The 11,921-nt window shown below is 73.5% G+C and carries 9 protein-coding genes; all 9 read left to right on the plus strand.

Translation table 11 applies throughout. The features are described from left to right. Positions 1 to 29 precede the first annotated feature (29 nt). Entirely contained in the window at positions 30 to 1,763 is a 1,734-nt protein-coding gene (locus AC5677_RS25640) for an ABC transporter substrate-binding protein (RefSeq protein ID WP_497190278.1), read from the plus strand. Next, positions 1,760 to 2,788: an ABC transporter permease gene (locus AC5677_RS25645; protein WP_497190279.1), complete on the plus strand. Its 1,029-nt coding sequence runs from the start codon at positions 1,760 to 1,762 to the stop codon at positions 2,786 to 2,788. Before AC5677_RS25640 ends, AC5677_RS25645 begins: the two co-directional genes overlap by 4 nt. Next, positions 2,785 to 3,774, plus strand: coding sequence for an ABC transporter permease (locus tag AC5677_RS25650; RefSeq protein ID WP_497190280.1), 990 nt, complete (start codon positions 2,785 to 2,787; stop codon positions 3,772 to 3,774). The genes AC5677_RS25645 and AC5677_RS25650 overlap by 4 nt, the downstream gene beginning before the upstream one ends. Beyond that, positions 3,771 to 5,441, plus strand: coding sequence for a dipeptide ABC transporter ATP-binding protein (locus tag AC5677_RS25655; RefSeq protein WP_497190281.1), 1,671 nt, complete (start codon positions 3,771 to 3,773; stop codon positions 5,439 to 5,441). Before AC5677_RS25650 ends, AC5677_RS25655 begins: the two co-directional genes overlap by 4 nt. 178 nt (positions 5,442 to 5,619) lie before the next feature. Beyond that, positions 5,620 to 7,392 carry a DUF3492 domain-containing protein gene (locus AC5677_RS25660; protein WP_497190282.1) on the plus strand — a complete coding sequence of 591 codons (1,773 nt, stop codon included), beginning with the start codon at positions 5,620 to 5,622 and terminating at the stop codon, positions 7,390 to 7,392. Further along, positions 7,389 to 8,528, plus strand: coding sequence for a hypothetical protein (locus tag AC5677_RS25665; RefSeq protein WP_497190283.1), 1,140 nt, complete (start codon positions 7,389 to 7,391; stop codon positions 8,526 to 8,528). The genes AC5677_RS25660 and AC5677_RS25665 overlap by 4 nt, the downstream gene beginning before the upstream one ends. Positions 8,529 to 8,813: 285 nt before the next feature. Then, complete coding sequence (locus tag AC5677_RS25670) at positions 8,814 to 9,776, plus strand: NAD-dependent epimerase/dehydratase family protein (protein ID WP_497190284.1); 963 nt, start codon at positions 8,814 to 8,816, stop codon at positions 9,774 to 9,776. Further along, complete coding sequence (locus AC5677_RS25675) at positions 9,764 to 10,579, plus strand: spherulation-specific family 4 protein (protein WP_497190285.1); 816 nt, start codon at positions 9,764 to 9,766, stop codon at positions 10,577 to 10,579. The genes AC5677_RS25670 and AC5677_RS25675 overlap by 13 nt, the downstream gene beginning before the upstream one ends. Positions 10,580 to 10,664: 85 nt before the next feature. Beyond that, positions 10,665 to 11,843, plus strand: a complete 1,179-nt coding sequence (gene moeZ, locus AC5677_RS25680; RefSeq protein ID WP_497190286.1) for an adenylyltransferase/sulfurtransferase MoeZ — start codon at positions 10,665 to 10,667, stop codon at positions 11,841 to 11,843. The last annotated feature ends 78 nt before the right edge of the window (positions 11,844 to 11,921 follow it).

The following is an 11,921-nucleotide window of genomic DNA, read 5'->3' on the forward strand; positions in this document are numbered from 1 at the left end:
GTGCATCCTGCTGCGAAAGGCACCCCGCCATGGCCGCACCGGCCCCTTCCCGTCAACTCTCCCGCACCGCCCGCCGGGCGGCCGCGGCCACGGTGAGCGTCGTCCTCGCGGGCGGTGCCGTCGCCTGCGGCCCCGAGGACGCCGGCGCCAAGGGCGGCGGCGCCCCGAAGAAGGGCGGCACCCTGACCGTCCTGAACTCCGAGCCGCAGACCGACTTCGACCCCGCCCGGCTCTACACCTCCGGCGGCGGCAAGGTCCCCACCCTCGTCTTCCGCACGCTGACCACCCGCAACCGGGAGAACGGCGCGGCCGGCGCCAAGGCCGTCCCGGATCTCGCCACCGACACCGGGCGGCCCAGCAAGAACGCCACGGTGTGGACCTACACCCTCAAGGACGGGCTGAAGTTCGAGGACGGCTCGCCGATCACCAGCGCCGACATCAAATACGGCATCGAGCGGTCCTTCGCCCCGGAACTCTCCGGCGGCGCCCCCTATTTGCGGGACTGGCTGGTCGGCGGCGACAGATATCAGGGCCCGTACAAGGACACCTCCAAGGACGGCCTGAAGTCGATCGAGACCCCCGACAAAAAGACCCTCGTCTTCCATCTCCGCAAACCCGAGGGTGAATTCCCGCTGCTGGCCACGCAGACGCAGTTCGCGCCGGTGCCGCGGAAGAAGGACACCGGAACGAAGTACGAGGAACACCCGGTCTCCTCCGGCCCGTACCGGGTCGTCAAGAACACCGGCGACGGCGAACACGTCCTTCTCGCCCGCAATCCGCACTGGTCGCCGAAGACCGACCAGGAACGGCACGCCTACCCCGACACCATCGACGTCAAGTCGGGCCTCGACTCCGCCGTCATCAACCAGCGGCTGTCCACCGGCTCGGGTGCGGACGCCGCCGCGGTCACCACCGACACCAATCTCGGGCCCGCCGAACTCGCCCAGACGGCCGAGGACAAGGAACTCCAGAAGCGCGTGGGCACCGGCCACTTCGGCTACACCACCTACCTCGCCTTCAACCCGAAGGTGAAGCCCTTCGACAATCCGAAGGTGCGCCAGGCGATCTCCTACGCCATCAACCGGCAGAGCGTGGTCAATGCGGCCGGCGGCTCCTCGCTCGCCGAGCCCGCCACGACCTTCCTGCCGGACCAGAAGTCCTTCGGCTACACGCCCGCCGACCCCTTCCCCGCCGGAAAGACCGGAAATCCGGCCAAGGCAAAGGAATTGCTGAAGCAGGCGGGCTACGGAAAGGGCCTGACCCTCACCCTCACCCATTCCACCGCCAAGAACTTCGAGACCAGCCCGGAGGTCGCCACCGCCGTCCAGGAAGCGCTGAAGAAGGCCGGTATCACCGTCGAACTGGCCGGCCTGGAGGACAACGACTACAAGGACAAGATCCACAGCATCAAGGACGAGCCCGGCCTGTTCATCAGCCACTGGGGCGCCGACTGGCCCTCCGGCGGTCCGTTCCTCGCGCCGATCTTCGACGGGCGGCAGATCGTCAAGGACGCCGCCAACTTCAACCACGCGCAGCTCGACGACCCGGCCGTCAACCGCGAGATCGACGAGATCAACAAGCTGACCGACCTGGCCGCGGCCGCCGAGCGGTGGGGCGCCCTGGACAAGAAGATCGGCGAGCGGGCGCTGTCCGTACCGCTGTTCCACCCCGTCTACAAGCGGCTGTACGGCAAGGACGTCAAGAACATCGTCATCAGCGACTGGGACGGTGTGCTCGACATCTCGCAGGTCGCCGTCAAGTGACGAACCATCAGGAAAGCGGGGTATGGCGGCGGCTGCGTGCCCGCCGGTCGGCCGTGGTGGCCGCCGCCGTCCTCGCGGTACTCGCGCTGCTCGCCCTCGGCGCGCCGCTGCTGTCGGCCCTGGAGGGCCAGGACCCCACCGCCTATCACGACGGCCTCATCGACTCGGCGCGCGGCGGGGTGCCGACCGGCCCGTACGGCGGGATCGGCGCCGACCACTGGCTGGGCGTCGAACCGGGCACCGGCCGCGATCTGTTCGCCCGGCTGCTGTATGGCGCCCGGGTCTCGCTGCTGGTCGCCCTCGGCGCCACCGTCGTCCAGATCCTGATCGGCGTCCTGGTGGGCCTCGCGGCGGGCTTCGGCCGGCGGTTCGCCGACACCGTGCTGTCCCGCTTCACCGACGTCATGCTGGCGCTGCCGATGCTGGTCCTGGCCGTCGCGCTGACCGCCGTCGTACCGCCCGGCTTCCCCCGGCCGCTGCTGCTGGTCCTCGTCATCGGGCTGCTCGACTGGGGCGGCACCTCGCGGATCGTCCGGGCGCAGACGCTGACGCTGAAGAGTCTGGATCATGTGGCGGCGGCCCGGCTGGGCGGCTCGGGGCCCTGGCGGGTGGCCCGCCGGGAGCTGCTGCCCGCGCTCGCCGCGCCGGTGATCACCTATGCGGCGATCCGCGTCCCCACCAACATCGTGGCCGAGGCCTCGCTGTCCTTCCTCGGCATCGGCGTAAAACCGCCCACTTCGTCCTGGGGCCAGATGCTCTCCACCGCCACCACCTGGTTCCGCGCCGACCCCCTGTACGTCCTGCTGCCCGCGGCGTTCCTGTTCGTGACCGTGCTGTCCCTGACCGTGGTGGGCGATGCGGTCCGCAGCGCCCTCGATCCCCGCGAGCGGTCCCGGCTGCGGGTCGGCACCCGGGGCGCCGGGCGGACGGCCGGGAGGACGCCGGCCGCCCCGGAGGCGCAGAGTACGCAGAAGACGGAGAAGGCGCAGCAGACGCAGCAGCCGCAGAAAGGTGCCGCCGTATGACCGGCTATGTCCTGCGCCGGCTGGGCGGCGCGCTGATCGTCCTCCTCCTGCTCTCCGTCCTGGTGTATCTGCTCTTCTACGTCGCACCCGGCGATCCCGCGAAGCTGGCCTGCGGCCCCCGCTGCAACGCCGCACAGCTCCGCCAGGTCAGAGAGCAACTCGGCCTGAACGAGCCCCTGTTGGTGCAGTATCTGCACTTCCTCCAGGGCCTCGTCGCCGGCCGCGACTACTCCACCGGCACCGGCGTACTGCACTGCCATGCGCCCTGCCTCGGGCTCTCCTACCAGAACGACCAGCCGGTCACCGAGCTGCTCGCGGCCCGGCTGCCGGTCACCGCCTCGCTCGCCTTCGGCGCCATGGTGCTGTGGCTGCTGCTCGGCGTCGGCACCGGGCTGCTGTCCGCACTGCGCCGCGGCGGGGCGACCGAGCGGGTGCTGACCGTGCTCACCCTCACCGGCACCGCCACCCCGGTCTTCATCACCGGGCTGCTGCTCCTGATGATCTTCTGCGCATATCTGCAGTGGCTGCCGTTCCCGACGTATGTGCCGCTGTCCGAGGACCCCGAGCAGTGGGCCTGGAACCTGCTGCTGCCCTGGACGTCGCTGGCCCTGCTGGAGTCCGCCAAATACGCCCGGCTGACCCGCTCCTCGACGCTGGAGACGCTGGCCGAGGACCATATCCGCACCTTCCGTGCCTACGGCGTACGCGAACGCGCCGTCATCGGCCGGCATGCGCTGCGCGGCGCGCTGCCGCCGGTCATCGCGCTCAACGCCATCGACCTCGGCACCATGTTCGGCGGCGCGATGCTCACCGAGACGCTCTTCGGCCTGCCGGGCCTGGGGCAGCAGCTGGTCCGCTCGGTGCGGACCGTGGACCTGCCGGTGGTCGTCGGCAGCGTGCTGTGCCTCGGCGCGGCCGTGGTCCTCGCCAACGCCGTCGCGGATGTGCTGTACGCGCTCGCCGACCGAAGGGTGACCCTCACGTGACCGCAGAACCGTTCGCGACCGCAGACCTGGTGGAGGTCGCCGACCTGACGGTCACCTTCCCCGGCGCCGGATCCGCGGAGCATGCCGTACGCGCCGTCGACGGCCTCTCGTTCACCCTCGCACCCGGCCGCGCGCTGGGCATCGTGGGGGAGTCCGGGTCGGGCAAGTCCACCGTGGCCGCCGCCCTGCTCGACCTCCACCGGGGCACCGGCGCCCAGGTCACGGGCACGGTCCGGGTCGGCGGCCTGGACGTCCTCGCCGCCCCGGAACCGCAGCTGCGCCGGCTGCGCGGCGGAACGGCCGCGATGGTCTTCCAGGACCCGCTGTCCTCGCTCGACCCGTACTACGCCATCGGCGACCAGATCGCCGAGGTCCACCGGGTGCACCGGCCGGACGTCTCGCGGCGCGCCGCCCGCGCCCGCGCGGTCGAGGCGCTGGAGCGGGTCGGCATCGCGGACGCCGCCCGCCGCGCCCGCTCCCGGCCGCACGAGTTCAGCGGCGGGATGCGCCAGCGCGCCCTGATCGCGATGGCGCTGGCCTGCGAGCCCCGACTGATGATCGCGGACGAGCCGACCACCGCGCTGGACGTCACCGTCCAGGCCCAGATCCTCGACCTGCTGCACGGGCTGCGGGCCGAGACGGGCATGGGCCTGGTCCTCGTCACCCATGATCTGGGCGTGGTCGCCGGGAGCGTGGACGAGGTGCTGGTGATGCGGGCGGGCCGGGCCGTGGAGCACGGGCCGGTCGGGGAGGTGCTGGGCGCGCCGGGGGCCGCGTACACCAAGGAGCTGCTGGCGGCGGTGCCGCGGGTGGACGCCGTACGGGAGCGGCCCGCGGCGCCGCCCGCCGCGGCCCCGGAGGAGCCGCTGCTCGAAGCCGTCGGGCTGCGGCGGGAGTTCGGGCGGCGCGGGGCGCGGACCACCGCCGTCGAGGACGTCTCGCTGAGCGTACGGGCCGGTGAGACGCTCGGCCTGGTCGGAGAGTCCGGCAGCGGCAAGACCACGGTCGGCCGGATGCTGGTCCGCCTCCTGGACCCCACCGCGGGCACCCTGCGCTACCGCGGCCACGACCTCGGCGCGCTGGACGAGCGCGCACTGCGGCCGCTGCGCGGCGAGCTGCAGATGGTCTTCCAGGACCCGGTCTCCTCGCTCAACCCGCGCCGCAGCATCGGCGAATCGGTGGCCGACCCGCTGCGCGCCGCCGGTGAGCTCGACGACGCGGGCACCGTACGGCGGGCCAAGGAGCTGCTGGAGCGGGTCGGGCTCGACCCGGCGTGGTACCACCGCTATCCGCACGAATTCAGCGGCGGCCAGCGCCAGCGGGTCGGCATCGCGCGGGCGCTGGCCCCCTCGCCCCGGCTGCTGGTCTGCGACGAGCCGGTCTCCGCGCTGGACGTCACGACGCAGGCACAGGTGCTGGAACTCCTCGGCCGGCTGCGCCGGGAACTGGGCCTGGCGATGATCTTCATCGCCCACGACCTGGCCGTCGTGCGGGCGGTCAGCGACCGGGTGGCGGTGATGCGCGCCGGGCGCATCGTGGAGGAGGGCCCGGTCGACACCGTGTACGACCGCCCCGAACACCCCTACACCCGCACCCTCCTGACGGCCGTTCCGGTGCTCGACCCCCGGGTCGCCGCAGACAGGCGGGCACTACGGGCCGTCGCCTGACGGTCACATAGCGCGGCGAAACGCCCCTAGGGGTGGAAAGTCACGCGCGTTCACCCCTTCCGGTGGCGCGACGGACAACCGTCCATCGCGCCACCGGCCCCTCTGCATAGCTTCTTCCTGCAGGTGACGGCCCGGCCGTCGCGCCAGGGACGCCGACAGAGAGGACGGGGGTGCACCGATGCGCATCGCATTGCTCACCGAGGGTGGCTACCCGTACGCGACCGGTGAGTCGCACGCGTGGTGCGACCGGCTCGTGCGCGGGCTCACCGCCCATGAATTCGACGTCTACGCCCTGACCACCCACCCCCACCAGGACGCCGGGAGCCCGCCCGAGCTGCCCGCCCACGTACGGCAGGCCGGCCGCGCGCCGCTGTGGGGCGCCGTCCCCGACGCACACCGCCGGCCCGCCGAGGAACGCCGGGCCCGCGCCGTCGGACGCCGCGAACGGCGCCGCTTCGCCGAGCACTTCGCCGACCTCGCCGCCGCCTTCGCCACAACACCCGCCGGGGAGGGCCGGACCGGCGCCGACCACCCCATGATCGACAAGGCGGACCGTTTCGCCGCCGGGCTCTACGGGCTCGCCGACCTCGCCCGCACCCACGGCGGCCTGCCCGCCCTGCTCCGCTCCGAGGACGCCGTACGCATCCTGGAAGCCGCCTGCCGCGCCCCCCGCACCCTGCCCGCCGCGCACGGCGCCCAGGTACGGGACCTGCTCACCGTCACCGAACACCTCGAAAGCGCCCTGCGCCCCCTCTCGCTGGACTGGTACGGCGACGTCGACGGCCTGGGCAGCGCCGACCTGTGCCACGCCGCCTCCGGCGGCGCGGCCGCCCTCCCGGGGCTGCTGGCCAAACGCTTCTTCGGCACCCCCCTCCTGGTCACCGAGTACGGCGTACGGCTGCGCGAGCACTACCTCGCACGCCCCACGGCCCCCCTGACCGCGCCGGTGCGCGCCCTGCTCGCCGCCTTCCGCAGGGCACTGGCCGCCGAGACCTACACCCAGGCCGCGCTGATCACCCCCGGCAACACCCACACCCGCCGCTGGCAGCAGCACTGCGGCGCGGACCCCGCCCGGCTCCGCACCGTCTACAAAGGCATGGACGCCGCCCGCTTCGCCACGGTCGCGGACGCCGAGGCCGACGGCTCCAAGACCCTCGTATGGGTCGGCGCCATCGAACCGGCCAAGGACATCATCGGCCTGCTGCACGCCTTCGCCCGGATCCGCCGCAGCGAGCCGTCCGCAACCCTGCGGATCATCGGCGGCGTCGGCCGCGACCCCCAGGCGCCCGGCTACCGCGCCCACTGCCAGGCGCTCGCCGCCCAGCTCTTCCCCGACGAGGCCGCCGACGACCGCACCGCCGGCGAGAACCCCGTCAGCTTCGAGGAGATCGGCAGCCCCGAAGTGCCCACCCTGGAGGACGCCTACGCCTGCGGGACGGTGCTGGTGCTCTCCAGCGCCGTCGAGGGCTTCCCGCGCACCCTGGTCGAGGCGATGTTCTGCGGCCGCGCCACGGTCTCCACCGACACCGGAGCGGTCCCCGAAGTCATTGGCGGCACCGGCCTGGTGGTCCCGCCGCGCAACCCCCACGCCCTCGCCGAAGCCTGCCGCGCGCTGCTCGGCGACCCCGACCGGCGGGCCCGGCTGGGCGCGGCCGCCCGCGCGCGGGCCCTCGAACTGTTCACCGCGGAGCAGAACATCGCGGCATTTCGTGGCATCTACCTGGAGCTGATCTCACACGCCCCGGGCCGCCCGGCCGCCTCCGGCGCCGCCTACGCGGACGGCGTGCCGCGGCCGTTCGACAGCCCCGCCGAGTCCCATGTGCCCGGCCACTGGGCCGCGGCCTGCGCGGGACGGACGCCCAGCTGGGCGGCGGGGGAGGAGCGGGACGACGCCGGTGTGCCGGCCTGCGCGGCCCCCGCCCCGTCCGCAGGGAGAGGAGAGCGAACATGACCGCGCCCACCAGCAAAGAAGCCGTCGCACGCCCCGCACGCCGGGGCCCCGCCGACCCCGTACGCGCCCTGATGCACCGCCACCAGGAGCTGTGCGCACACGCCGTCGACCCGCTGGAGATCGCCGCCGGCCTGGAGGCCCACGGCGTCACCGACCGCACCGCCGCCCACTGCCGCCACCGGGACATCTTCTCGCTGGCCGAGGAGCTCTACGCCCGGGTGCCGCGCGCCGAGGCCGCCGCGGCCGTCGCGCCCGCGGTCGAATGCGCACCACGGTCCCTGGGCGTGCGGGCCGCACTCCAACTGCTGCCCGGCGCGGTCTGCGCCGCGACCCTCGCCGCACTCGCCGCCGCCGCGCCGTCAACTCCCCTGACCCGCCCGGCCGTCACCGTCGCCGGCGGCGCGCTCACCGCCCTCGCGGTCCGACTGGCCGTACGCACCGGACCGCTGCGCTCACACCATCACGGCGGCGGCGCCGCGGGCCTGTGGATCTGCTGGACCGTCGGCTACGCCGTCTACGGCGACTGGCTGCTGGCCGAACTCCTCGGCGGCGGGCCCGATCTGCCGCCGCACCCCCGGGCCGCCGTCGCCACCGCCGTGGCACTGACCTGCGCCGTCGCGCCCGCCGCCGGGTGCGCCCGCTGGTTCGCCCGCCGCGGCCGGCGCGGCCTGGCCGCCAGCTGCCGGCTGACCGAACTCGCCGCCCGCATCCGCCCGTTGCTCCTCGGCGCCACCGCCCTCTTCCTCGGCGCCGTGCTGGCGCTGCTGACCGGCGCGCGCGCCGTCCTCGGCGGCCTCGGCACGACGGACCTGACCGCGGCGGCCGCCCTGGGAGTGCTGCTCTTCCTCGCCCGGCTGCTCACCGTCCACGGCTACCCCCGGGCCGCGGCGACCGGCCTCGCCACCGCCGCCGCCCTGGAAGCGCTCGCCCCCGCCCTGGTGCTCACCGCCCGGCTCCCCGGCCTGGCGCCGCTCGGCGCCCCGGTGGAGGCGTTGATCACCCACGCCGGACCCGCCGCCGTGGCCGCCCTCGCCTGCGCCGCCACCGCCCTCGGCCTCCTGGCGTACGCCCTGCGCGCACTGACCGGCGCCTGGGCGCACTCGCCCGCCCTGCCGGCGGAGGCGGACCGGCCGTGACCCTCCGGATACCGGCCCACCCTCCCCCGGCTACCGCTGGGAGGCGCCCCCAGCCAGGCCACCACCCCTCAAGGACCCCCCTCGCACCACGCACCACCCCCGGAGCGGCACCCCGATACCGCCGCCCCGGCCACTTCGCCGCGGACCCCACCCCCCACGTGGCCCCCGCCCGCACGGCGGACGCCGACCCCGCGGCCGACGCCGACGTACTTCCCCGACCCGTCTTAGGAGCACGACCATGAACGTCCACCCGACCACACGCCACGGGCACCGGGGGGCCGCACGATGAGGGTGCTGCTCATCGGCGCCAACGGCTACCTCGGCCGCTACGTCGCCGACCGCCTGCTCGCCGACCCCGCCGTCCAGCTCACCGTCCTCGGACGCGGCGACGACGCCGACGTCCGCTTCGACCTCGCCAGCGGCAGCCCCGGCGCGCTCACCCGCTTCCTCGACGCCGTCCACCCCGGCGTCGTCGTCAACTGCGCGGGCGCCACCCGCGGCGGCGCCCGCGAACTGACCCGCCACAACACCGTCGCGGTCGCCACCATCTGCGAATCCCTGCGGCGCAGCGGCTGCGGCGCCCGCCTCGTCCAGCTGGGCTGCGCCTCCGAGTACGGGCCCTCGCAGCCCGGCTCCTCCACCGCCGAGGACGCGGTGCCGCGCCCCGGAGGCCCGTACGGCGTGAGCAAACTGGCCGCCACCGAACTGGTCCTGGGCTCCGGCCTCGACGCCGTCGTCCTGCGCATCTTCTCGCCGGTCGGCCCCGGCACCCCGGCGGGATCCCCGCTCGGCCGGCTCGCCGAGGCGATGCGCCGCGCCATGCAGTCCAACGACAGCGAACTCAAGCTCGGCGGCCTCGGCGTCCAGCGGGACTTCGTCGACGTACGGGACGTCGCCCGCGCCGTGCACGCCGCCTCCCTCTCCGCCGCGCAGGGCGTCGTCAACATCGGCACCGGCCGCGCCGTACGGCTGCGCGAGGCCGCCTCCGTCCTCGCCCGGGTCGCCGGATTCGGCGGCGCGCTGCACGAGCTCGACTCGCCGCCCGCCCGCCTGGTCATCCCCGGCCCCGGCCCCGGCTCCGACCACCCGATGGACCGGCCGCCCGCCACCTACCCCTACCCGGACGGCTGCGGCACCTGGCAGCAGGCGGATGTACGCACCGCCCGCGACCGGCTCGGCTGGCGCCCGCGGATCGGCCTGGAGGAGTCCCTCGCCGACATCTGGATGGAGGCCGCATGTCGTATCTGACCACCCCCACCGGCCTCACCCGCGCCCCCCTCGGGGCCGTCCCCCTCGGCGTCGGCGTCCCCGGCTTCGCCCATCCGCTGCTCGCACCCACCGAATGGGCCGCGCTGCTGCGCTGCTCCCGGGGTGCCGTCCCCCAGGCCGCCGCCCGGGACGACGGCAGCGGATCCGTGGCGCCCCTCCACTGGGCGGTCCTCAACGTCTGCAACGGACCCGGGGCCCGCCCCGACCCGCACTGCATGCCCGCCGTCGCCCGCCTCCGGGAGACCGGTGTCCGCGTGCTCGGCCACCTGGACACCGGGCACGGCGCCCGCCCCTTCGGCGAGCTGATCTCCGATGCGCACCGCTTCCTGGAGTGGTACCGGGTCGACGGCTTCTGGCTGGACCGCTGTCCCACGGACCGGACACTGCTGCCCGAAACCCGGCGGATCGCCACCTGCCTGCGCACCCTGCGCGAGGACACCTACCTCGTCTTCGGCCACGGCACCCACCCCTTCCCCGGCTACGCCGAGTCCGCCGACCAGCTCGTCACCTTCGCCGGCGCCTGGACGGATTACCGCTGGTCACAGGTGGCGGAGTGGACCGCCGACTATCCGCCCGAGCGGTTCTGCCACCTCGTCCACGGCGTGCCCCGCACCCATCTGGAGGAGGCGCTGCGCATCGCCCGCTGGCAGGGCGCGGGCACGGTGTACCTCACCGACCGCCGGGCGGCCGCCGCGGCGGGCACGGCCGGGGGTGCCTGGGAGTCGCTGCCCGGTTACTGGGATGCGTTCGTCTCGCGCATCGGAACGGTTGACTCGGAATGAAGTAGGGCGTGGCAGTGTTACGAGAGACGCTCCCCGCATCAGCGGGGGACGGTCCCGTACTGACATACCGACCAACGGAGTCCCCGTGTCGCTGCCACCCCTGGTCGAGCCCGCATCCGAGCTCACCGTAGACGAGGTCCGCCGGTACTCCCGCCACCTGATCATCCCCGATGTCGGGATGGACGGGCAGAAGCGGCTGAAGAACGCCAAGGTGCTGGCCGTCGGCGCCGGCGGCCTGGGCTCGCCGGCGCTGATGTACCTCGCCGCGGCCGGTGTCGGCACCCTCGGCATCGTGGAGTTCGACGAGGTCGACGAGTCGAACCTGCAGCGCCAGATCATCCACAGCCAGGCGGACATCGGCCGCTCCAAGGCCGCGTCCGCCAAGGACACGGTGCTCGGCATCAACCCGTACGTCACGGTCAACCTGCACGAAGAGCGCCTCGACTCCACGAACGTCATGGAGCTCTTCTCCCAGTACGACCTGATCGTCGACGGCACGGACAACTTCGCCACGCGTTACCTGGTCAACGACGCCTGTGTGCTGCTGAACAAGCCGTACGTGTGGGGTTCGATCTACCGTTTTGACGGCCAGGCGTCCGTGTTCTGGTCCGAGCACGGCCCCTGCTACCGCTGCCTGTACCCGGAGCCCCCGCCGCCCGGCATGGTCCCCTCCTGCGCCGAGGGCGGCGTCCTGGGTGTGCTGTGCGCCTCCATCGGCTCCATCCAGGTCAACGAGGCCATCAAGCTGCTCGCCGGCATCGGCGACCCGCTGGTCGGCCGCCTGATGATCTACGACGCCCTGGAGATGACCTACCGCCAGGTCAAGGTCCGCAAGGACCCGAACTGCGCGGTCTGCGGTGACAACCCCACCGTCACCGAGCTCATCGACTACGAGGCGTTCTGCGGCGTCGTCTCCGAGGAGGCCCAGGAGGCGGCGGCCGGCTCGACGATCACTCCCAAGCAGCTCAAGGAGTGGATCGACGCCGACGAGAAGATCGACATCATCGACGTCCGCGAGCCGAACGAGTACGAGATCGTCTCGATCCCCGGCGCCCGGCTGATCCCGAAGAACGAGTTCCTGATGGGCACCGCCCTCCAGGACCTCCCCCAGGACAAGAAGATCGTCCTGCACTGCAAGACGGGCGTCCGCTCCGCCGAGGTGCTGGCCGTGCTGAAGTCCGCGGGCTTCGCCGACGCTGTCCACGTCGGTGGCGGCGTCATCGGCTGGGTCAACACCGTCGAGCCGGAGAAGCCGATCTACTAGGCCGCCACGCAAACGGCCGCCACTGGGCAGCCACGCAAGAGGCGCTACGCGAAAGGCGCCGGTCCGCACTGCGCGGAC

The sequence above is a fragment of the Streptomyces sp. JLSY215 genome (genome assembly GCF_059682825.1).

Excerpts from the sequence above, each read along its gene's own strand:
- AC5677_RS25640 (WP_497190278.1), top strand. The coding sequence starts at position 30 with ATGGCCGCACCGGCCCCTTCCCGTCAACTCTCCCGCACCGCCCGCCGG.
- AC5677_RS25650 (WP_497190280.1), top strand. The coding sequence starts at position 2,785 with ATGACCGGCTATGTCCTGCGCCGGCTGGGCGGCGCGCTGATCGTCCTC.
- AC5677_RS25675 (WP_497190285.1), top strand. The coding sequence starts at position 9,764 with ATGTCGTATCTGACCACCCCCACCGGCCTCACCCGCGCCCCCCTCGGG.
- AC5677_RS25670 (WP_497190284.1), top strand. The coding sequence starts at position 8,814 with ATGAGGGTGCTGCTCATCGGCGCCAACGGCTACCTCGGCCGCTACGTC.
- AC5677_RS25665 (WP_497190283.1), top strand. The coding sequence starts at position 7,389 with ATGACCGCGCCCACCAGCAAAGAAGCCGTCGCACGCCCCGCACGCCGG.
- AC5677_RS25660 (WP_497190282.1), top strand. The coding sequence starts at position 5,620 with ATGCGCATCGCATTGCTCACCGAGGGTGGCTACCCGTACGCGACCGGT.